22 protein-coding genes and 1 pseudogene are annotated in these 21,211 nt (G+C 35.2%); 11 read left to right on the plus strand and 12 right to left on the minus strand.

Going from position 1 to position 21,211, the window contains the following annotated elements; genetic code table 11:
• Nucleotides 1-166: 166 nt before the first annotated feature.
• Together LC457_RS06410 and LC457_RS06415 are read left to right on the plus strand one after the other, a co-directional pair.
• Nucleotides 167-1,306 (plus strand): VWA domain-containing protein, encoded by a 1,140-nt coding sequence (locus LC457_RS06410; RefSeq protein WP_223599134.1) that lies wholly within the window; start codon nt 167-169, stop codon nt 1,304-1,306.
• Between the two features lie 60 nt (nt 1,307-1,366).
• Complete coding sequence (locus LC457_RS06415; protein ID WP_223599135.1) at nt 1,367-2,821, plus strand: sigma 54-interacting transcriptional regulator; 1,455 nt, start codon at nt 1,367-1,369, stop codon at nt 2,819-2,821.
• A 167-nt stretch (nt 2,822-2,988) separates the two neighbouring features.
• Here LC457_RS06415 and LC457_RS06420 read toward each other — a convergent pair whose 3' ends face one another.
• Entirely contained in the window at nt 2,989-3,396 is a 408-nt protein-coding gene (locus LC457_RS06420) for a nuclear transport factor 2 family protein (protein ID WP_223599136.1), read from the minus strand.
• A gap of 1 nt (nt 3,397) precedes the next feature.
• A complete protein-coding gene (locus tag LC457_RS06425; protein ID WP_223599137.1) occupies nt 3,398-3,646 on the minus strand; it encodes an FUSC family protein in 249 nt (82 codons plus the stop codon).
• A gap of 165 nt (nt 3,647-3,811) precedes the next feature.
• On the opposite strand from LC457_RS06425, the gene LC457_RS06430 reads away from it, so the two are divergent.
• From LC457_RS06430 to arsB, 7 genes are all read left to right on the plus strand, one after another.
• Nucleotides 3,812-4,636, plus strand: a complete 825-nt coding sequence (locus LC457_RS06430; protein WP_223599138.1) for a GyrI-like domain-containing protein — start codon at nt 3,812-3,814, stop codon at nt 4,634-4,636.
• 69 nt (nt 4,637-4,705) lie between these two features.
• The gene (locus LC457_RS06435) at nt 4,706-5,827 is read left to right on the plus strand and encodes an agmatine/peptidylarginine deiminase (RefSeq protein ID WP_223599139.1); all 1,122 of its coding nucleotides are present in this window, start codon (nt 4,706-4,708) and stop codon (nt 5,825-5,827) included.
• A 201-nt stretch (nt 5,828-6,028) separates the two neighbouring features.
• Nucleotides 6,029-6,973, plus strand: a complete 945-nt coding sequence (locus tag LC457_RS06440; RefSeq protein ID WP_223599140.1) for a 3',5'-cyclic-nucleotide phosphodiesterase — start codon at nt 6,029-6,031, stop codon at nt 6,971-6,973.
• A 180-nt stretch (nt 6,974-7,153) separates the two neighbouring features.
• Nucleotides 7,154-7,483 (plus strand): helix-turn-helix transcriptional regulator, encoded by a 330-nt coding sequence (locus LC457_RS06445; RefSeq protein WP_047375646.1) that lies wholly within the window; start codon nt 7,154-7,156, stop codon nt 7,481-7,483.
• A 62-nt stretch (nt 7,484-7,545) separates the two neighbouring features.
• On the plus strand, nt 7,546-8,019 hold the full coding sequence (locus tag LC457_RS06450; RefSeq protein ID WP_223599141.1) for a DUF6428 family protein: 474 nt from the start codon (nt 7,546-7,548) through the stop codon (nt 8,017-8,019).
• Nucleotides 8,020-8,038: 19 nt separating this feature from the next.
• Nucleotides 8,039-8,650 carry a low molecular weight phosphatase family protein gene (locus LC457_RS06455; protein ID WP_223599142.1) on the plus strand — a complete coding sequence of 204 codons (612 nt, stop codon included), beginning with the start codon at nt 8,039-8,041 and terminating at the stop codon, nt 8,648-8,650.
• 2 nt (nt 8,651-8,652) lie between these two features.
• Nucleotides 8,653-9,687, plus strand: a complete 1,035-nt coding sequence (arsB, locus tag LC457_RS06460; protein ID WP_223599143.1) for an ACR3 family arsenite efflux transporter — start codon at nt 8,653-8,655, stop codon at nt 9,685-9,687.
• A 223-nt stretch (nt 9,688-9,910) separates the two neighbouring features.
• On the opposite strand, the gene LC457_RS06465 is transcribed toward arsB, so the two are convergent.
• Both LC457_RS06465 and LC457_RS06470 read right to left on the minus strand, forming a co-directional pair.
• Complete coding sequence (locus LC457_RS06465; protein ID WP_223599144.1) at nt 9,911-10,735, minus strand: GLPGLI family protein; 825 nt, start codon at nt 10,733-10,735, stop codon at nt 9,911-9,913.
• 136 nt (nt 10,736-10,871) lie between these two features.
• Nucleotides 10,872-11,084, minus strand: a complete 213-nt coding sequence (locus tag LC457_RS06470; protein ID WP_223599145.1) for a hypothetical protein — start codon at nt 11,082-11,084, stop codon at nt 10,872-10,874.
• A gap of 441 nt (nt 11,085-11,525) precedes the next feature.
• Between LC457_RS06470 and LC457_RS06475 the strand changes: the two genes are divergently transcribed.
• Nucleotides 11,526-12,689 (plus strand): serine hydrolase, encoded by a 1,164-nt coding sequence (locus LC457_RS06475; RefSeq protein ID WP_223599146.1) that lies wholly within the window; start codon nt 11,526-11,528, stop codon nt 12,687-12,689.
• Between the two features lie 634 nt (nt 12,690-13,323).
• On the opposite strand, the gene LC457_RS23485 is transcribed toward LC457_RS06475, so the two are convergent.
• The 3 genes from LC457_RS23485 to LC457_RS06480 form a co-directional block, all read right to left on the minus strand.
• Entirely contained in the window at nt 13,324-13,410 is an 87-nt protein-coding gene (locus LC457_RS23485; RefSeq protein WP_374200535.1) for a hypothetical protein, read from the minus strand.
• A 518-nt stretch (nt 13,411-13,928) separates the two neighbouring features.
• Nucleotides 13,929-14,054, minus strand: a complete 126-nt coding sequence (locus tag LC457_RS23350) for a hypothetical protein (RefSeq protein ID WP_262904050.1) — start codon at nt 14,052-14,054, stop codon at nt 13,929-13,931.
• 44 nt (nt 14,055-14,098) lie between these two features.
• Nucleotides 14,099-15,802 carry a fibrinogen-like YCDxxxxGGGW domain-containing protein gene (locus LC457_RS06480; RefSeq protein WP_223599147.1) on the minus strand — a complete coding sequence of 568 codons (1,704 nt, stop codon included), beginning with the start codon at nt 15,800-15,802 and terminating at the stop codon, nt 14,099-14,101.
• Nucleotides 15,803-17,071: 1,269 nt separating this feature from the next.
• Between LC457_RS06480 and LC457_RS06485 the strand changes: the two are divergent.
• Nucleotides 17,072-17,515: pseudogene (locus LC457_RS06485) on the plus strand (JAB domain-containing protein).
• A gap of 154 nt (nt 17,516-17,669) precedes the next feature.
• On the opposite strand, the gene LC457_RS06490 reads toward LC457_RS06485, so the two are convergent.
• The 5 genes from LC457_RS06490 to LC457_RS06510 are packed head-to-tail and all read right to left on the minus strand — an operon-like array spanning nt 17,670 to nt 21,204.
• Nucleotides 17,670-18,143, minus strand: a complete 474-nt coding sequence (locus LC457_RS06490; RefSeq protein ID WP_209784954.1) for a DUF3872 domain-containing protein — start codon at nt 18,141-18,143, stop codon at nt 17,670-17,672.
• 12 nt (nt 18,144-18,155) lie between these two features.
• Nucleotides 18,156-18,713, minus strand: coding sequence for a conjugal transfer protein TraO (locus LC457_RS06495; RefSeq protein WP_223599148.1), 558 nt, complete (start codon nt 18,711-18,713; stop codon nt 18,156-18,158).
• Between the two features lies 1 nt (nt 18,714).
• A complete protein-coding gene (gene traN / locus LC457_RS06500) occupies nt 18,715-19,611 on the minus strand; it encodes a conjugative transposon protein TraN (protein WP_223599149.1) in 897 nt (298 codons plus the stop codon).
• A gap of 17 nt (nt 19,612-19,628) precedes the next feature.
• On the minus strand, nt 19,629-20,927 hold the full coding sequence (gene traM, locus LC457_RS06505; RefSeq protein WP_209784957.1) for a conjugative transposon protein TraM: 1,299 nt from the start codon (nt 20,925-20,927) through the stop codon (nt 19,629-19,631).
• Nucleotides 20,911-21,204 carry a hypothetical protein gene (locus LC457_RS06510; RefSeq protein ID WP_209784958.1) on the minus strand — a complete coding sequence of 98 codons (294 nt, stop codon included), beginning with the start codon at nt 21,202-21,204 and terminating at the stop codon, nt 20,911-20,913. Before LC457_RS06510 ends, traM begins: the two co-directional genes overlap by 17 nt.
• Nucleotides 21,205-21,211: the final 7 nt, after the last annotated feature.

The raw sequence follows: 21,211 nt of genomic DNA on the forward strand, positions 1-21,211 counted from the left end.
TAATTCCATATCACAATCATTAGTATTTTCTATTTTTCTAAGGGGATCTTGAGATGATATTTTCCTAACTTTTCAGTTTGAAACGAATTAAAGAATGCTTCAGATAATTCATTATATTCTCTGAAATATTCAAAAGACAATAACAGCAAAACAGATTTATCATCTTATGACAGATAAAAATTTTAATCCTCATAAAGGCTTTGTATTCAGTAAGCATGTACCGGAGGAATTATCACATTTTGACCGGGTCTTTGATGTTTTCAAAGATTTGCTCACCCATACTTCCGGAGACCTTGAAGAAGCCTTTGAATGGCTTGATATGCTTGATAAGGAATATGACATTTTCGATGATGAATATACTCTTCAGGATTTTGAAGAAGACTTGAAAAAAAGAGGTTATATCAAAGAAGAAGACCCTGAAGAAGGTAATACCGGAAGTGGAAAAGGCAAAAATATATTAACCCCAAAACTGGAAGCAGCCCTTCGCGAGTATGCTCTAGATCAGATATTCGGAAAACTGAAGAAAAACGGAGCGGGAAATCACCGCACCAGCAAAACTGGAATTGGAGACGAACGCGATGGCGAAAACCGTTCATTTCAATATGGAGACGACTTAGCGGCCGTAAACATGACTGAAAGTTTAAAAAATGCACAAATCAACAACGGAATCTCAGACTTACGCCTTACGGAAGACGACCTTATCGTAGAAGAAACCAAGCATAAAGCACAGATGAGTACCGTCCTTATGATCGACATCAGCCACTCCATGATCTTATACGGTGAAGACCGTATTACTCCGGCGAAAAAGGTTGCCATGGCACTTGTGGAGCTCATTAAACGGAAATACCCCAAAGATTCCATTGATATTATTGTTTTTGGAAATGAAGCGTGGCCCATCAAAATCAAAGACCTTCCCTATTTAAAAGTAGGGCCTTATCATACCAATACTGTAGCCGGCCTGGAGCTGGCCATGGACATTCTTCGCAGAAAAAGAAATACCAACAAGCAGATTTTCATGATCACCGATGGAAAACCAAGCTGTATTCAGCTGCCTAGCGGTGAATTTTATATGAACAGCTTTGGTCTGGATGAAAAGATTGTGAACCAATGTCTCAACAGGGCAGCACAAGCGAGAAAGCTGAAAATTCCTATCACCACTTTTATGATTGCCCAAGATCCTTACCTGCGTCAGTTCGTAGAAGAATTTACAGCTCAGAACAAAGGAAAAGCGTTTCTGACAGGACTTTCAGGTTTAGGGCAAATGATCTTCGAGGATTACGAAAAAAACAGAATAAGAAGAATATAAATATCAGATTTTAAATCATTTATGATGAGAATCTGATCAGATAAATAGTATTACAAGACAATGAAAAACGATATTACATTCAAAGAATTAAAAGACTCCGGTTTTACCCATAAAACGATTAATGAAGAAATTCAGGCGAATTTAATTGCCAGGATTAAAGCTAAAGAACCTGTATTTGAAGGACTTTGGGGCTATGAAGACACCGTGGTTCCCCAATTGAAAAAAGCTATTCTTGCCGGTCACCACATCAATTTACTGGGTTTACGTGGTCAAGCAAAAACAAGAATTGCAAGAAGTATGGTCAACCTGCTTGATGAGTATATGCCCATCGTAAAAGGATCAGAAATCAATGACAGTCCATTCCAGCCAATTTCAAAATATGCCAAAGATCTGATTGAAGAATTGGGTGACGAAACTCCAATTTCATGGGTACACCGTTCTCACCGTTTCTATGAAAAACTGGCTACTCCGGACGTAAATGTTGCGGATTTAATCGGTGATATAGACCCCATCAAAGCAGCTACTTTAAAACTTCCTTATTCTGATGAACGTGTTTTGCATTACGGAATGATTCCGCGCGCTAACCGTTCTATTTTTGTTTTAAATGAATTACCTGATTTACAGGCCCGCATCCAGGTTTCCCTGTTTAATATTTTGCAGGAAGGAGACATTCAGATCCGTGGTTTCCAGCTGAGAATGCCACTTGATATTCAGTTTGTTTTCACGGCCAATCCGGAAGATTATACCAACAGAGGTAGTATTGTAACTCCACTGAAAGACAGAATCGGGTCCCAGATTTTCACCCATTATCCCAAAACAATTGCTCTTGCCAGACAGATCACAGAACAGGAAGCATTAATTTCTGCTGAAGATAAAGCACAGATACAGATTCCTGACCTGGCGAAAGATCTTTTGGAGGAAGTAGCTTTTGCAGCACGTATCAGTGAATATGTAGATGCAAAAAGCGGTGTCAGTGCCCGTTTGACCATCAGTGCCATGGAGAATTTAATTGCAGCAGCCAAATTACGCTTGATTGAATCCGGAACTGAACGAACTACTGTCCGCTTACTTGATTTCATGTCCATTATTCCTTCCATCACAGGAAAAATTGAACTGGTATATGAAGGAGAACAGGAAGGCGCTGATTATGTTGCCAAAATACTGATTGACAAAGCGGTTATGACTCAATTTGAAAGCCTGTTTCCACGCATCTCAAAACTTGAAAAAGAAGGCATCAAAACTCCTTATACCGACCTGATCAGATGGTTCAATAAAAATCATCTGGAACTTAATTATAATGATACAGATGAAGAATTTTATGCTAAACTCGATGGGATAGCTCCTCTCGCTGCTGTAGTGGAAGAAAATACGTCTGAACTGTGTCCGGAAGATCAGAATTTCTGTAAAGAATTAGTATTATGGGCACTGACTATCAGTAATAAAATTGATAAGTCTGAAAATCAAAATGTCTTTACTTTTGATTCACCTGGAATTGGGCAGTTTCTGCGTAATTAAAATCAATATCCGACAGATTAAATATAAAAACCTTCAGAACTGATCTGAAGGTTTTTTATTTTGTTTCTGATAAACTTTGTTGACCCTTGTCAAGGTTTAAAACCTTGACAAGGGTCAGGAATCAAAAAGTCTCATAAATTTGATTCTCAATAAGATTATTGTAAATTTTATACCATATTGTCATTTTTAAGTATAGCAGCGCCAAAAGGATTATCAACCAGCCACAGCCATTCCCCATTTTCATTCCTTTTCATAATGCACGAAGTATGACCAGTCATATGTATAGCATGTCCATCCGGAGCAATTCCCGTCATTTCCCACTGATCAAGCCACATCGCAAGATCATTCACAACGGTCACATGGGGAACTTCTCCTTGAATATCCAGCTTTAATCTGCAGATCTCATTCATTGCCAGGTTTATTTGTTCAAGTCCTCTCAACTCTCTCCCATCTCTGTCAATGTAAACTGCTTCAGGATGAAAACAGCTTAATGCTCCTGCAGCATCTCCGTTTTTTATACAGTGACGGAAATAGGCTACTGCTCCTACTTCCGTTTGTCTGTTAAAGTCCTCCATTTTATTTCAGATTTCTGGAGTTCAATTCTTCTTCTAACTGTTTCTTATTTTTATTCCAGCGGCTGGCAATAAAACCAGCAAAAAATAATGGCAAAACGGTCAGAAATCCGAAACCGCCAGTTATGGTGCTATAAATCGAAATACCTACCATTACTCCCAGAAGTACAGCATTGAGAATGTTATTGGATTTGATTTCTTTTTTCTTTTCTAATAATTCATGGTCGGTTAATTGTGATAATTCTTTTTCCATGGTTTATTTCAAGTTTTTGGGTTGCTTTTTGTTTTTAAAGAGGTAAAAATTTGGGTTTCTAATTTATTTTTACCGAAAGCTAAAATACAATTTTGCTGAGATATTTTTTTATTTCTTTTATTTGTAATGTATTTCAGACTGTATATTTCTAAAAAAATAAAGCTTATGGAAGACAACCTGAATTGTATTTACAGAGTCATCAATTTCATGGAAAAAAATTATGATCAGCCCGTCTCTGTAAAGGAACTGGAAGAAATCTCCAACTATTCTTACCGGAATATCCAGCGTATTTTTAAGTACAGCTGCGGAGAAACCATAGGCGCTTTCCAGCAAAGACTGAAGGTAGAAAATGCTTATAAGAGAATTCTTTATACCCAGGAAAATCTCACCACAATTGCTATTGAAGTTGGATTTGCCAATATTGCTTCTTTTTCCAAGGCTTTTAAACAGCATTTCGGAATTTCTCCAAAAGCGGCAAGATTAGGTAAGGAACAGCTTCTTTGTGAAGATGAGATTATTCCGGTAACATCTGATGTATTACTGGAACCAGAAATTGTCTTTCTTAAACCAATGCAGGTATATTATCAAAGCATTAAAACCTATTATAACAATGAAGAAATTGAAGTATTGTGGGAAAACTTCATGCAAAACGGTTTTCCTGATTCCGGAACAGAATATTTTGGAGTTATAGCAGACGAACCATTGATTAAAACAGAAATCAATTGCCGGTATGATGCATGTTCTTCTACACAGTCCATCAACAAAAAATTGCCTTCAAAATCAATATTCGGTGGTAAATATGCCCGCTTTACCCATACAGGCAGCTATGAAACGATAGATGAAACCTACACCAAAATCTACTCCCGCTGGATCTTTAATTCTGGTCTTGAATTTTCACACTTTCCTATCATAGAAAAATACGAAAGACATATTGAACAGGAAGATAATCAGGAAGAACAGCTGACCTATATTTTATTGCCTTTAAAATAAATTGTCAATTTGGGACAAGTTTTCACATTTTTATCGATCTAATTTTGCCCTGTTAAAAATAGATCAATTATGCAAAAAAAGAAAATCATGTTCCTGTTATTACCCGCTCTTTTACTGTCCTGTTCTCAGTCAGATCCGGTAGAAACTCCGGATGCAGCAAATACCGGAACTGTAGTTTACAAAATGCCGGAAGAATCGGCACCACACGAAGGAACCTGGCTTCAATGGCCCCATCAGTATCAGTATGGAACAACTTACCGCAACCGATTGGATGCAACCTGGGTAGCCATGACCAGAGAACTGGTACAGAGCGAAAAAGTTCATATCATTGCTTATGACGGTATAGAAAAAGCTCGTATTACAGGGTTATTAAACAGTGCCGGAGTTCCCCTTACCAACATCAATTTCAAACTTTATCAGACAGATGATTTCTGGGTTAGAGATAACGGCCCTATTTATGTAAAGGATCAGAATGGCCAGTTATTCATTCAGGACTGGGGATTTAACGGCTGGGGTAACAAAGCCGATTACAGCAGATGTAATGCAATTCCTTCTAAAATAGCTGCAGACACCAATATACCTAAGATCAACCTCAATTCAGTGATGGTCAATGAAGGTGGAAGTGTGGAAATTGACGGAAACGGAGTATTGATGGCTTGTAAAAGTTCCATCCTTAATAACAACAGAAATCCGGGGATGACACAGCAGCAGGCAGAAGCTATATTTACCAAAAATTTAGGAGTAACAAAATTTATCTGGCTGAATGGAAAAGCAGGCCTTGATATCACCGATATGCACATTGACGGTTTTGCCCGATTCGCAAATTCTTCTACTATTATCACCATGAATCCTGATGATCTTTACTACTGGCAGGTTCCAGACGGTGACATTGATAAATTATATGATGCTACTACAAAAAATGGATCTCCTTACCAATTCGTAAAAGTTCCATTAACCAGAAATGACGTAATAACCACCTACGGAAAAAATGTAGGACGTGCTTCTTACATCAATTATTATATTGCTAACAACCGTGTATTGGTACCTAATTATAATGATCCGAATGATGCCGTTGCCAATAATATTATCCAACAGCTTTATCCCGGTAAGCAGGTTGTTGGAATAGACTGCCGTAACTTATTTGCCAATGGCGGAATGGTACACTGTGTAACGCAGCAGCAGCCACAGTAAAACGATATTCCCAACACATAAAGTCTGCCGATTATTTCTGTGGGCTTTATGCATTTAAAATACAAAGTATTGTTTAGTCAGATTTTTAAATACTTAATCTGATTCAATCCTATTTGTTACTGTTCTTGAAAGGCTGTCGAAAAAAAATAGCGTAAATTTGCCCTGTCCATCTTGTAAAGGATGATTTCCAGTTTAAATATTATGAAAAAAACCGCAGTTTCTTTATTGGCACTTCTTCTGAATATTGTTTGCCACGCACAGAATTTTGATGTTATTCCCTTAGGGATCTATGGTGGAGAGCAGGAAGACAATTTATCTGCCTATCTGGTAGGTGCTCCGAAAGACAATGCATTTCTTTGCCTTGATGCAGGTACTGTAAATGCAGGAATACGAAAAGCCATTCAACTGAAAAGCCTTGACGGATCCGCAGAAACGGTTCTGAAAGATCAGATAAAAGGATATTTTGTATCTCATGGGCATTTGGATCATTTATCAGGGTTGATCATCAACTCTCCGGCAGATTCCAAAAAGGATATTTTTGCTATTGCTCCGGTAATTCAGATTTTGCAAAATCATTATTTTATCACGGATACCTGGATTAATTTTGCCGATCAGGGCCAAAAACCAATCCTTGGAAAATACCATTATAACGAACTTCAGGAAGGAACTGAAACCCCGGCACCCAAAACACCATTTTTCATAACCGGATATGAACTGAGCCATGTAAATCCATATAAAAGCAGCGCCGCATTGGTAAGAAGAGATAGTCACTATCTGCTTTATCTGGGTGATACAGGTGCTGACCGTATAGAAAAATCTGACCGTCTTGATAACCTTTGGAACACTATAACTCCACTTGTTAAAAAAAGGCAGTTAAACACTATATTAATTGAGGTTTCTTTTCCAAACAGCCAGCCTGAACATCTGCTGTTCGGACACCTTACTCCTAATCTTCTGATTGAAGAGCTAAGCAAGCTGAAAGAAAAGACCGGACAAAGCAGCCTTGAGGGACTTAACATTGTAGTTACTCATAGAAAACCTACAGGTGATAATCCCGAATTGATTAAAAAAGAGCTGTTGAAAGACAATCCTCTGAAAGTAAATTATATTTTCCCGGAACAAGGTAAAAAGATCAGTTTACCATAAAAATAAATCAAAAGATGAAGCGTATTTCTGCTTCATCTTTTTTATTTTCGACATTACCAATCATTAAATAAATTTAAATATCTAAAAATCAATTATTTAAAATAAAATCATTGAAATTAATTAAATTTTTTATGTTTATATCAGTTTAACATCGTAATATTGCGATATAAAAATAAAACAATGGGAGTTACTAAAACCGAAATCTATACTGAAGAACAAAATAAACTGGCTTCTCTTCTTAAAGTTTTGGGACATCCGGCAAGAATAGCCATTTTACAGTATATCATCAATCAAAAAGCATGCATCTGCAATGATCTTGTTGAAGAACTGGGATTGGCTCAGGCTACCATTTCGCAGCATTTAAAAGAACTTAAGAATATTGGAATCATCAAAGGTTCAATTGAAGGAAAATCTGTATGCTACTGTATTAATGAAAGCACCTGGAAACAATTTCAAAACGAGTTTAACCTGTTTTTTAATCAGGATGTCACAATAAAACAATGCTGTTAAGGCATTTTTTTTGAAAACAAACATCGTAATATTGCAATATAACATTAAATAAATTTAGTCTAATGAAACTAACAGAAATCAAAGAAATTCTTCCGACACTAGAAAATGTAGAATTTCAATTGGAAAACGGCACTTTTGTTCCTGAACATTTCCATGTAACAGAAGTGGGACAAATTGTAAAAAAATTCATTGATTGCGGTGGCGTAATCCGACATGAGAAAGCAGTGAACTTCCAGCTATGGAATGCTGATGATTATGAACACCGCCTGAAACCGGGGAAACTGCTTCACATTATTCAACTTTCTGAAGAGAAACTTGGAATAGAAGATTCAGAAATTGAAGTAGAATATCAGGGAGAGACCATCGGTAAATATGATCTTGAATTTAACGGTAGAAATTTCGTCCTGAAAAATAAGACAACGGCCTGTCTTGCCCAGGAAGCCTGTGGAATTCCTTCCGAAAAACAAAAGAAAAATCTTTCTGAATTATCTGTAAAACCAGCATCAGCCTGCACTCCGGGATCAGGATGCTGCTAATTAATTTTATTAAAATCTCATGTATCAAGAATTATTAAATACGGTTCAATCTCTGAAATGGGAAAATATAGATACCGATAGAAAAGAGGTTCTGACATCATTAATCAGTTTCATCCAGCAAAAAGTAAATGATGGAGAAGAAATCAATCTGAATTTTATCTGCACCCACAATTCACGCCGCAGTCATCTGGCTCAGATTTGGGCACAGGCAGCCGCTACCTTCTTTACGATTCCGGGGGTTCATTGCTATTCAGGTGGCACGGAAACAACAGCATTATTCCCCAAGATAGCAGAAACTTTAACTGAACAGGGTTTTACAGTCTTTCATATTGCAGAAACAGAAAATCCGGTATATGCTATCAAATATAATGATAATGGCCTGCCTGTTATGGGCTTTTCCAAAAAATATGACAGTCCGTTCAACCCTGTTTCAGGTTTTGCAGCAATTATGACCTGTTCGCAGGCAGATGGCGGATGCCCGTTTATCCCAGGTGCGGAAAAAAGAATTCCGATTACGTTTGAAGATCCTAAAATTTCAGACAATACTCCGGAACAAACAGCAGTATATAGAGAAAGAAGCTTACAAATTGCAGAAGAAATGTTCTATGTTTTTTCTAAAATCAAACGATAATCATGCAGCCCAGATTAAAATTTCTTGACCGCTATCTTACTTTATGGATCTTCCTGGCCATGGGTATAGGTATTGCTTTGGGACACTTTTTCCCGGCTATTCCTACCCTTATCAATTCGCAGTCTATAGGGACTACTAATATTCCATTGGCAATTGGACTCATCCTTATGATGTATCCTCCATTGGCAAAGGTTGATTACTTTCTTTTACCATTGGTATTTAAAGATAAAAAAGCCATCGGTGTTTCTTTATTTCTCAACTGGATCATCGGTCCGCTCCTGATGTTCGGTCTCGCAATCCTCTTTTTAAGGAATGAACCTGATTATATGGCAGGTCTGATTCTTATCGGACTGGCAAGATGTATTGCTATGGTCATCGTATGGAATGATCTGGCCAAAGGAAACCGGGAATATGCAGCCCTGCTGGTTGCTTTAAACAGTATTTTTCAGGTGTTTACTTATAGTTTCATGGTTTGGCTGTTTATCAATGTACTTCCCAATCAACTGGGGCTGGCCAGTTTTAATGTAAATGTTTCTATGAAAGATATTACAGAAAGTGTACTGATTTATCTGGGAATTCCTTTCCTGGCAGGTTTTCTCAGCCGTTATTTTCTGATACAATCTAAAGGTAAAGAATGGTACAACAGAAAATTTGTACCCCAAATATCACCTGTTACACTATATGCCTTATTATTCACAATTGTACTGATGTTTAGCTTAAAAGGCTCCCAAATAGTGGAATTACCCATGGATGTCGTTAAGGTAGCAATACCACTGATCATCTATTTTATTCTTATGTTTTTCGTGAGCTTCATGATCAATAAAGCATTAAAAATTCCATATGATAAAAATGCTTCTATAGCCTTTACAGCTACCGGAAACAATTTTGAACTGGCAATTGCAGTGGCTATTTCAGTATTTGGAATTCATTCACCACAAGCATTTGTAGGCGTGATTGGACCATTGGTAGAAGTTCCGGTATTAATACTTCTTGTGAAGGCAGGGTTATTATTGAAAAGGAAATGGTATCATGAATAATCCAATAAACTGGAAAAAAAATATCACAGGAATAATACTTTTTCTTCTAAAATCAGCACAATTTAATATTAAAATTTATCTTGTGAGATATACCACAATAAACAGCCTTGAATCATGTGATTCAAGGCTGTTTGCGGAGATTGAGGACTTATGTAATTAAACACTTAATATCATTTTAAACGTTTACAGATTAAATGTTTAGGTTTAAAAATTTCAATTCTCTTTATTCCAATTCAATAGGATTATATCCTTTTTTTCCTGTTTCATTTATTTTTGGCCTGTTGTGGCCATCTGAAAATACAGTGCCCATTTTTTCTAATTCATATTTAATATTCTCTCTGAAATTTGCTGTTGCCTGGACCAGTTCTTTTTTTGTAACTAACTTAGCATTCTGATAATGCCTTTTATTTATTGTTATTATTTTTCCTTTCAACCTGGAGCTTGGTACAGCTTTTACCAATTCAAAATCATAATCACCAGTTTTATCTGTTACTTTAACAATTAACCCCGGCAGACCACTAAATTTGTATGGTCCATATGGAAAAGGAATCTCAGTTGAGTACCAGGCGGTCCAGTCTCTTCCCTTATAATGAACCTCTGCTTTTTTACAATTAATCGAATTAATTACTTTTGTTTCATCAATGAGCCTCCAATCATGAATTACAGGGCTATTATATGATAGAAGAGCAGTTCCTACTGACTCGTAATATTGTGAATTATCATTTGTTTGGATAATTAAAAATTTAAATTTTGATGATGGTAACCCTCTCATATCAATATTGAAATTACTCCTATTCTTATTATACTGCTCCATGAAAAGAGAGTCAAATTTTATTCTGTTTTCACTAATAAAAAAAGCACGTTTATCACTTATTTGCATGGTAAAAATTTCCTTATAAATATTATCTGGATTTAGAATATTAGGTTTGTACTGAAGTAAATAAGTAAACTCTCCTCGTAACGAATCACTGGCAGCTGTTTGTGAAAATGAAATAGAGAAAAAACATAAAAATAAAATTGTTAAAATTTGTTTTTTTGTGAAATTCATTATTGTTTTTTTATAAAATAACAAATCGTTCAAACAAAAAATATTATTTGAACGATTTTTTTGTTGATTAATATAATAGCCACAACTTCTTTCTTGTTGAATCTGAAGCAATAATTAAGTTATGATACTCTTAAGTTTATAGTTGACAATAATTATCTTGAATTTTTTCTGCCCATTCTATCCATTGGCCAGCACTCCAATCCTGGCAAGTATACGCAGATGTACAACTTGCCTGAAAAGTTCCACATTGCATTTGGGTCTTTTTCTTAGCTTTTTTAATAGTTTTAGTTTCTTTTGCTTTAGAGTTTACTTTCTCCACATTTTCTTTTGCACTTGCAAAACCTGCCATGCCAACCATAGCAACAAATAATAGCTTTTCCGTGATTGTAATAAATTAAATTAATAGTGTTTTTATTATCGATACAAAGTCAAAATTATAAATAAATTGAATAATATTAAAATAAATAGCAAAATAAATGCAAATATGTCTTTTTTAACAAATTTAATATTTTCATAAAATAACTAACTTTTATATTCTTAATTCTAAAAATGTAAAATTTAGGTTTCTTTGTTTATCATTTTTCAGACTAATTATTAAAATATTTTTTTTGATATTTTTAAAACTTGATTTAAAAATTTGATTTAGAAAGAACTTTAAAGTCCTTCAAGACAATTAATATCACTTTGTAAATTTTAAATACCATTTATAAATCCAAATTTTAGTTTCAATATTCAGGATTGGATTCATTAAAAACATTATAGTTACATTTGCACTACTTATCGCAAAACCATGAAAATCTTTACCCTTTTTGTTCTACTATTATCCAATCTGCTTCTATCACAGCAACCAATCAATAGAGATACCAAAAACATTATCACAACAGGAACCGATGATGTCAAAAACGTAGTTGACGGTACCTTACATAAAATGATTACAAAACCACTGATTCATTCCGCTTCGATTGGTATTGTTTTCAATGGAAAGGAATATATAGGACATTATGGTGAGTTAGAAGCCGGGAAGAAGAATATTCCAAACAACGAAACAATTTATGAGATTGGTTCATTAAGCAAAACACTTACGGGAATATTGACAGCAAAGGCCGTACAAGATAAGAAACTGGATATTGATGATGACGTACAAAAGTATTTAGCAGAAAGTTATCCAAATTTAAAATTTAAGAATCGTCCTATTAAAATCAAGGATCTTCTGTCACACACCAGCGGTATTCCCGGCATGCTTCCCTTTGAAGCAAATACAATCCTACAGAATTTTACAGATCATGACACTCCAGCCAAGCTCAATACATTATATCGGAATTACAAAAAAAAGAATTTCTTGGCGGATCTACATCAGGTAAGAATAGACACAATCTCAGGTTATAAATACTCTTATTCCAGTGCTGGTACTCAACTTATGGCTTCTATTTTAGAGAAAGTTTACAAAACTGATTTTGAAAAACTTCTGACAGATTATTTATCTGAAAATGTGGGGGCAGAAAATACTAAGATAACCCTTTCCAATCGGGAACTGGAGAGACTTGCCCCTGGTTATCATAGTGATAATCCTGTAATTACATCCCCAATGCCAATACTACCCTGGGGTGCATCAGGTAATGTAAAATCTACTTTACCTGATATGGTAAAATACATACGGTTTCTTTTACAAAAAAACGAGATTACTCAAGAATCATATCGACCTATTGTAAAGTTTGATCCTGAGTTTAGTATTGGATATTTTTGGAATATTATTACAGACAGTAAAAAATTAGGAACCTATTATTTACATCATGGCGGTGTACCACGTTCGCAATGCTACATTTATATCATCCCAAAATATGAACTGGGTATTTTTATTATCACAAATCAAAGTGGCAATAATACCGCTTCAATAATGGAAGAAGCATTAACCGAAATATTTGACAAGATCATTCCATCTAATGACAAAGACTAATACCATACTACTCTATTTTTTTGAAAATGTAAGATAATAGCTTAGGTTATATTCCTAAACCCATGTATACTGTTCTATATCATTTTCAGGTTTTTAACGTAAAAAATAATTCTTGTAATTTCTTCAAGGTACATATAAGTAATGCCAACCTATATTATTAAATCGAATCTATCAGACACCTTCCATGATAGACATACCGTCACGTAATCACTTAAAAATGAAAGATAGAATTTGCATATATACAAAAAAGATGGTCTTCGTAATGAAGACCATCTTTGCGGAGAGTGAGGGATTCGAACTTAGCAATAAAAACTACCTGAATATGAAATAATTAAAATAAAATTCAGACAATTGCCACGAATTTGACACAACTCTATATATTTTTATAATCTGCAAAATCTTAAATTCTTGACCAAAGAATTCTTTAGTTTGAATACACAAATATAAAACATTTTACCTTAAAGGATCAATTCACTATAATTTATTTAAATATTGTCTAAAATTTGGTCAACATTAGGAGACCGATTAAATCCAGTGATAAGGTTTATCCTTGCGATTTAAATCCTATCGCTCTGTCAATTGCATAGTTGGGTAAAAAACATGTCTCGTTTCTAATGGTATCAATTACTTTCTTTTATCCGTAGAAATGAATGATCTCATTAATTTCATCTTGCCCTCCTCTTTCTATTATACGAGAAATAATCGGTAGATAAGCTTTCACCCAATCAAGCTAATCTACATCAGTATCCAAAAAAAATTTGGCATGAATTTTTGGACCGATTTTCTGCCTAAGGATATGAAACATTATACATTTGAATAGTTGTATTTCCAATAGACTCTGCTGAGAAAATATCTTCTTTTCACCTGGAATCAATAAATATTATTCAATATCCTTAGGGAGAATTTACAATGTGAATGCTCGATATGCAATGAGATCAGATAACTGTTATACTAAATTAAATGTGTTTTACAGCTTTTTGAATCTGTTCATTTTGTGGCAATTTTTAAGTGAGTTAGAAATTGCTATAGAGCACCACAAACTTTTGGAGTGTTTTTGAAAATTTCAGCAATTCTTATAACAACAAAATCCTGCAAATTATTGATTTTGCAGGATTATTATTTTTTTAATACCCTATGAAAACTTCCGTTTTCACATCTTGCGGAGAGTAAGATAAAACCACCTTCTCTTTAAATCTCTTTATTAATTGACATTTTCTGAAATTAAGATTCAGTTACTCACTAAATTACGCATTTCAAAATATAGGTTCTTGATTCGTTTGAGTAATAATCTCCATTACCCCAATGTCCAGAATCTGAAACATCCTTAGTCATTTTCTTTATCACCGGAGTTTTGGGTAGTAGCATGACTTAGAAATTTTAACGTCAATATAACTACAGCTTTAAACATCTTAACGCGCCCAAAGAACTGCTTTGTAGAAGCCTGCTCCATTCAGTCCTACTTTTGGAATAGCACAAAATGATAACGTATCTAACATACTGTTTGCATTACCAGATCCTATATTAGAAGCTGAATTAAAACTTATAACACCAATTCCTAATGCACTATCAGCTGTGTTAAAAATTTCACTCTGTTCATTATTTGTTAATACTCCAAATCTTGCTCTGGTCTGGTAACTATTTGCACCTATATTTACACCATTGGCAAGCGCTCCTCCATACCAACTATATGCGTTTCCAGGAGTATAGTATGTAGAAGGGACCCCACTATCTGTACATGGCTGATTCAAATACTGATTAGCAATGTTAGTATTTAATGTAGCATTCGCTAAAGCTTTAGGTGTTCCAGCTGTAGGAATAGTAAAAGAAGTTAAATCGGGAGTTGTTACAAAATCTACCCAAAATTCTTTACTTTGTAGATAATTATATGGAGCATATAAAGCATTTTCTGTACTCGTATCTGTAATATCAAAGTCAGAATCATTAAAAGGTGTTCCTGATGCCCATTTTGCTGATGAATACCTAAAATCAGTATTATTATTCATAGACTTTAAAATAAGAGTCCATCCTCCACCATTATCGGTCATATTACAATATACTTGTTCCGCGCAGTAAGCATTAGCACTTCCATCCGGATCTATCCAATATAATCCATTACCTGTTGATAAACCTGATGATAAGATTTCTTTACATGATCTCTTTAACGGTCCTATATTCACCCCTGAAGGAAGTACTTTAACAGAAGTTGTAAAAGATTTATTGCCACATGAACTACTAACTGTAGCAGTAACAATATACATTCCAGCGGCCATTCCTGCTGGAACAATAAGGCTTGTATCAGCCGTATTAGTACTGGTAAAAGATAATGCAGGATCATTAGCTACCCAGGATATAAATGTAGATCCTGTATCTAATCCTATGGATAAAGATATATTACTTCCTGCACTAACCGCACAAGGGAAAGCTGTAATTCCTGAAGTTACTCCATCAATAGCAACAACTAATTCATTAGAATATGCCGATCCACAAGCATTAACTACGGCCCTACGGAATCTTGTAGCTACGGGAAGTACTGGTGGATTATAATTTTGAGTATTACTTGATGGTATTGTTGTCCATATAGCCCCTCCATCGGTACTTTGTTGCCATGTATAGGTTACATTTCCTCCAATTCCGGGATCTGCAGCAGAAGAAGAAAAAGATCCAGGGGAATTGTTGATATTTGGATTGTAACATCCATAAGGTTTACTATGAGAAATAACTCCTGCTGTTAAGGTTGGATTACAGGCTGTAGGAGTTACAGCCCCTCCCCCTATGGAAGATACACTTTTCATACGAAATACTCCTGTAGCGGCATCTACCATCACAATTGAATCTGTTTTAAGACCACTAACCAAACCCTCTGCTCTCAAAGGATTAACAACTGCCTTTACATGAAGTTGATGGGTTGGAACTATGGTTCCAATTCCCGTTTTACCATGAGACAGAACAACAAAGTCATCACTTTGTTGACCCGTGGCAGGAACTCCTGTAGTAGGATTGTTTTTATCTCCATCCACATGGAATACCCCTTGTGGATTTGTGGTATTTATCCCCACTTGACCGTAAGACAAAATGCCCAAAAGAACAGTTGTCAGTAAATAAATTGTTCTCATCTGTAAAATAAATTTTAGTTCATATTATTAGTTTAAGAACTCTGTATCAGTCCTTTTGTTTTTCATTATCTGGAAACTTCCAAATAATAGTACTTCTCTCTAATTGCTCTATTTATAATATCATGATAAACAAACATCAGATTACAGGGAAGACTTAACAAAATTAAAAGAATATTCGTTCGTATTTACTTGACAACCAGTCATATTATCACTAATCCAGTGTAGTTTATTTACTAGTATTAGGGTACCTAACTCTACACAAAACAGCGGTAGCTATTCCTGTTTTTAGATGAGTATTGGTATTACTGGTGAAACAAAAAGACCATTTAATTATATTAATTAGAATTATTTAGCTTTGAAAATAAAAAATCCCCAGAAATTCCAGGGATAAACTAATTACGTGATAACTCAAATTTAACGTGAGAATCAGCAGCAAAATTAATCAAATTAGGCTTATTTTCAAACTGCAAACATCAATCCTCACTCTTAGTCACGATTGCGTGTTTTGCACATTCAATAAGTTCCGAGGAATGTTAATCATCATCTTTCATTTGTTTATTGATCCAGTTCTACTAACATAATTCAATATTTTAAATGTTATAAATCTCAAACTAAAAGTTCCACGAATCAAAATATTGAGACCCACACACGTTCATTACAGATCAAATAAACGCATTTTTACAGCTTTTTGAATCTGTTATTGTGGCTATTTTAATCGATTTAAAAATTGCCACATAATTGCCACAAGCTTTTGGAGTATTTATGAAAATCCCAGCAATTATTGCAAATAAATAAATCCTGCAAATCATTAATTTTACAGGATTTATTATTTTTTAATCTTTTTGAAAACTTCCATTTTCGCATCTTGCGCCCCATTGGTACAAAACTCGAACCTTTTGTTAGAAGAGTTACAAAAACTACATGCTCTCGATCATAACGACCATCTTAATAAATCAGCTCTGAACAGTTTCCAATTCCGGATGGTCTCATAATAAAAGTAACCGGTAAAAAGATAGCTAATGTACTGTGGACAGCCTCTTCTACGTCTGTCAAAAGACTACCGCATAACGGATCACTTCCCAAGGGCCCCTTCCATTATTCAGTTTCCTTTTGACCACACTTCCTTTTGACCACATTTCCTGGCAGCTTTCTTTTTTTCGGTTTTTCTTTTGAAAAATAAGAAAGTAACCTGAAGTGAGAAAAAATCAAACAAATGTTTAGCAAAAGTACGGGAAATAAAAAGGCTCTGCCATACTCAGAGCATCAACGATGAAATATAGCATAGTAAACGAAATCAAATTAACCTATTCCAGAAAGGGAAATAGTGAAAAAAATGTATTGATTCCCCAAGATGTCATAGACGTTTTCAGGGAACATTTTGACACTGATCAGATCGATTACAAAGAGTCATTTTATGCCATGTATATGAATCAGGCCAATAAAGTTTTAGAAATACAAAAAATATCAGAGTCCGGAATTAATTCTTCTTTGGTTGACATTAGAATTATTATGCAGGGCGCTTAATTATGTAATGCAGTATCTCTTATTATAGCCGATAACCATCCTTCTGGAAATCTAAAACCTTCCACTGAAGATATTAGTATCACCCGGAAAATAAAAGAAGCTGGCCAATTACTTAATATCAATCTTCTTGATCATTGTATACTGACCCCAACAGACTTTATCTCGTTTTCAGATGAAGGAATACTATAAGTAATATCATTTGTGAAAGAGTAAGAATCCAGGTCAATAATTGGCTCTGGATTCTTGTGACGTCGCGAAAAGATGACCGGTTTTAAAGGCTGGTCATCTTTTCGCAAACATTAAAAAAGATTAAAAGTAGTCAGGATCTGCACTAAACAAATATTTAGAAAGCTAAAGAACTGACTTCTCTATTCCCATTTTTGCTGTTAAACTGAAAGTCAATTTTCTTCTCATTTCCAAAACTGTCATAAATCCACACCGTAAATGACTGTGAAACTTCAGAAGTTGAAGTATAATATAGTCTGAATTCTCTTTCAAAAAGCCTATAGGAATCATTGGGGAAATACGGTTGAGTATTGTAGTATTGTAATTTCCCTGTTCCCTCAAACTGAAAATACCGGAGATGATATTGAGTATCTGCAAAATTACCTTCAGGAAGAATTTTAATACGAATTTCAACATACTCATCTTTGGCAATATCCTTAGGAACAGGCATAACTGAAATCTCAAAAGGGAAATTCTGCCGGATTTCAAGGTCCTGTGCACATGAAGAAAGGCCGAGCTCACTTACCAGTAAAACAAGCAGTATAAATAAAGTAGAAAGGATAGATCTTCTTATTTTTATTATAGTATTCATATTATTATTGTTTTATAAATTAAATCTTATACTTATTCCCAGAGATGGGTTTAGTAGTTTTCCAGATGTATTCCAGAGCACTTTCGCTCTTCCGGAAATAATCAGTACCCACCGATCTGACAGGTAGGTTTCAAGGCTTAATCCTCCGCCAGCACCATACATAAAAGAAGATTCACTAATTAATTGAGCACCATCATATAACGCCGTATTTCCACTGTTAATTTTTTCGTATCCAGCTATGGCATATAATGAAACATTTATCACAAAATTTCTGCTTCTATCGGATATAAGATTGAAACTATATCCACCCAGTCCCATGTAAGTTTCTACGGCAATAGCTGTTTCCTTGTAATCAATTATCCGCCTATCGTACTCAAATGAGTAGGTACTGTAATGCCCCTTCCCAGAATGAACAACCATTCCTACCCCTGCATAATAATTTTTGGATATTTCCTGCTGCAGTAATCCGGCATTAAATTCTACTCCTATTTGATTGGGAAACATACGCTGAGCTGTCAGGCTGCTGCTGAAAATAAGCAACAGATATATAATAGTTAATATCTTTTTCATCTTACTTCATTTGTATGGGTAAATCTTTTAAAATTCTGGCTTGAATAAGATCATCATTTTCTATCTGAAGTTTCTGATGACGATTTCCGTTCTTTTCGAACATCTCGATTCTCAATACCTTCCCATCCAGCAGGCTCACCTGATCCAGCAGAAAAATCATCCTGTTTTCAGATTGATGAGAGACATTATCAATCTGCGGATATGCACGAATCGGTTTAAGCAATTTATCCTGTACAATAGCCCTCTTCAGGTTTCTCTTATCAGCTACTTTAAATTGAATAAAATCAATTTCGTAATCCATTGGACTGCTGTTTTTAATCTCAATAACAAAGTAAATTTTTCCTTCATCAACATATAGGGATCTCAACGAAAACTGAATTCCATAACTTTTCGTACTGATATGTTTAAAGATCCTTTTAGGATAATGGTATAGGTTTTCAAGAAACCTTTGCACAACCGTTCCTGATCCCAAATCTTCAAAGAAAACTTCCGTAAAATTTTCCTTTTCTTTCATTCGCTGCAAGTTCAAAAGGTCATAGCTCAACGTATTAGGATGCGAATTGTAGACAACCTCAAAGCTGTAAAATTTTCCATCTTCAGTAATTACCGAGAAATTAGTCTCCTCCTCAAAATCACGTACTGACGATTTAAGCCTTAGAACGTTCCCAATATCTTCAGCCTTACCAGCAATAAGAAAATCACTCCCAAGGTCAACATAGCGGATCAATGAAGGAAACAGGAGATGGGTAGTTTTCTGGTAGGTAACTTCAATTCGGTATGACTCTACTTTAGCCTCGTGCGGTAAACTATCTATTACTGTAGAATCCTGGGCATATATCTTACTTATGAGCAATATAAAAATGAAGATGAAAGTTTGATGACGTATTTTTGAATTCATAATGTAGTGGTTTGTGATTAATTATTTTTTGAAACAAGAAATACCTGATGCCCGGCCTTTGCCAAGACTTTAGACTGCCTCACTCTCTTTTGAAAATACCCTGATAATCCTTGAACGACTCCCCTGCTCAAATCAGCACTAACCTGCTGTCCGGCTGACTGTGTCATCATAATACTAGTTCCTGAGCTTTGACTCATATTGGCAACAATATCATTAACCGCATTTTGTTCTGGTGAATAAGAAATGTAAACACCAGGCTGACCATCATTATCATGAATATTAATCTCAACCGGATAAATATTTTCCTTATATTCTATAGACGATATTTTAAGCCGTAGTCTTCCACCTTGAAATTTTACAGAAGCAGTAAGCAGTGTTCCAACCGGTATTTCTGTTTGCCCGAGAATCATAGCTTCTGAAAGTCTGATTAATATTGTACTTTCATTGGTCAAGACTTTTGTTTCATGAATAATGCCTTTGATCACATTTTTGGAATGGAACTGCCTGTCTGAACCATTATGAATACCTTCAAACCTATTATGATAAAGTTCTGTCACAAAAGAACTGTCAGAGAGTGCCCTGTATAATGATGAAACAATATTTCTTCTGACAGGTTTTGCAGATGTTATAAAAATCTGCTTCTCTTCAGGTTTTTTATCTTCCGGAACTTTTCCTGGATGCTCTTCCACTTTAGAAGATGCAGGGAGATACTTCGCAGCCATTTGATAGGATTTTTCCATCAATGCGAGCTGATCATTGATCCCGAATGCTGCAGGTGGCTGATTATTTTGTAAAGTTTCATTTTTTAATCTTGAGATTTCTTTCTTAAGATGATTGACCTGCTGATCATCTTTTTGATAGAAAGAATGTAAGGTACTCTGGGCATCCCTATAACTATTAAGAGCATTCCGATCAGAATAGGAATGTCCATCTGTATTACCTGGCACTCTGCCTGGCTCTACATTAGAATGTACCTTATTCTGATCAGTCCAATAATCAGATAATGTTGCCATCGCATTCTTTTTTTCCTCACTTTTCTTCTCTAAAAGCTCCTGCTCATAAGCTTTCTGTTTATCAGACTGAAGCTGGTCTCCTTTTGCCTGCGGGATGCCCGTGTTAAAACCAGAATCTTCGATGATTTTACTTTCTTTGGGTTTAAAGATCAGATAGAAACAGAAAGCGCATACTATGATCATTAAAAAATAAATGACAGGCTTTTTAGCTCCCTCCCACTTTAATTTTTTAACGCTGTCGGATCCATTTTCTGACCCAGGTGACTCACCTTCCGTTATTTGAATTTTATTTGAATTTCTCATTATAAATCTTTTGTTTAATCTGACTAACAGAATCTTTATTTTCACTAATTTTCTTAAAAGCAGCATGACCTGAAATCGAACTAATATGACCGATAAACATTGTATTGGTCTTATTTCCTGTCGATGTGCATATACTGACAATCATCAGAATTGTCAGAACAGTGTACCCTGCGAAAAAAAGTCTGGTAAGTACTCTCTGCCGCTTCACGGGCAGATCCTTCCATTTTCTGTCTGCCCATAAGGCATAGCATTGTATTGTGTGGCTTATTGTTTTCATTATTTTG

It is taken from the genome of Chryseobacterium sp. GVT01B, assembly GCF_019970045.1.
Taxonomy (GTDB): domain Bacteria; phylum Bacteroidota; class Bacteroidia; order Flavobacteriales; family Weeksellaceae; genus Chryseobacterium.

What these genes read in the sequence shown, in the direction of transcription:
- arsB (WP_223599143.1), top strand. Translation starts at nt 8,653, where the DNA reads ATGCAGCCCAGATTAAAATTTCTTGACCGCTATCTTACTTTATGGATC.
- LC457_RS06495 (WP_223599148.1), bottom strand. Translation starts at nt 18,713, where the DNA reads ATGAAAAAGATATTAACTATTATATATCTGTTGCTTATTTTCAGCAGC.
- LC457_RS23350 (WP_262904050.1), bottom strand. Translation starts at nt 14,054, where the DNA reads ATGCTACTACCCAAAACTCCGGTGATAAAGAAAATGACTAAGGATGTT.
- LC457_RS06445 (WP_047375646.1), top strand. Translation starts at nt 7,154, where the DNA reads ATGGGAGTTACTAAAACCGAAATCTATACTGAAGAACAAAATAAACTG.
- LC457_RS06435 (WP_223599139.1), top strand. Translation starts at nt 4,706, where the DNA reads ATGCAAAAAAAGAAAATCATGTTCCTGTTATTACCCGCTCTTTTACTG.
- LC457_RS06430 (WP_223599138.1), top strand. Translation starts at nt 3,812, where the DNA reads ATGGAAGACAACCTGAATTGTATTTACAGAGTCATCAATTTCATGGAA.
- LC457_RS06410 (WP_223599134.1), top strand. Translation starts at nt 167, where the DNA reads ATGACAGATAAAAATTTTAATCCTCATAAAGGCTTTGTATTCAGTAAG.
- LC457_RS06465 (WP_223599144.1), bottom strand. Translation starts at nt 10,735, where the DNA reads ATGAATTTCACAAAAAAACAAATTTTAACAATTTTATTTTTATGTTTT.
- traM (WP_209784957.1), bottom strand. Translation starts at nt 20,927, where the DNA reads ATGAGAAATTCAAATAAAATTCAAATAACGGAAGGTGAGTCACCTGGG.
- LC457_RS06455 (WP_223599142.1), top strand. Translation starts at nt 8,039, where the DNA reads ATGTATCAAGAATTATTAAATACGGTTCAATCTCTGAAATGGGAAAAT.
- LC457_RS06470 (WP_223599145.1), bottom strand. Translation starts at nt 11,084, where the DNA reads ATGGCAGGTTTTGCAAGTGCAAAAGAAAATGTGGAGAAAGTAAACTCT.
- LC457_RS06475 (WP_223599146.1), top strand. Translation starts at nt 11,526, where the DNA reads ATGAAAATCTTTACCCTTTTTGTTCTACTATTATCCAATCTGCTTCTA.
- LC457_RS06510 (WP_209784958.1), bottom strand. Translation starts at nt 21,204, where the DNA reads ATGAAAACAATAAGCCACACAATACAATGCTATGCCTTATGGGCAGAC.
- LC457_RS06480 (WP_223599147.1), bottom strand. Translation starts at nt 15,802, where the DNA reads ATGAGAACAATTTATTTACTGACAACTGTTCTTTTGGGCATTTTGTCT.
- traN (WP_223599149.1), bottom strand. Translation starts at nt 19,611, where the DNA reads ATGAATTCAAAAATACGTCATCAAACTTTCATCTTCATTTTTATATTG.
- LC457_RS06415 (WP_223599135.1), top strand. Translation starts at nt 1,367, where the DNA reads ATGAAAAACGATATTACATTCAAAGAATTAAAAGACTCCGGTTTTACC.
- LC457_RS06450 (WP_223599141.1), top strand. Translation starts at nt 7,546, where the DNA reads ATGAAACTAACAGAAATCAAAGAAATTCTTCCGACACTAGAAAATGTA.
- LC457_RS06425 (WP_223599137.1), bottom strand. Translation starts at nt 3,646, where the DNA reads ATGGAAAAAGAATTATCACAATTAACCGACCATGAATTATTAGAAAAG.
- LC457_RS06490 (WP_209784954.1), bottom strand. Translation starts at nt 18,143, where the DNA reads ATGAATACTATAATAAAAATAAGAAGATCTATCCTTTCTACTTTATTT.
- LC457_RS06420 (WP_223599136.1), bottom strand. Translation starts at nt 3,396, where the DNA reads ATGGAGGACTTTAACAGACAAACGGAAGTAGGAGCAGTAGCCTATTTC.
- LC457_RS06440 (WP_223599140.1), top strand. Translation starts at nt 6,029, where the DNA reads ATGAAAAAAACCGCAGTTTCTTTATTGGCACTTCTTCTGAATATTGTT.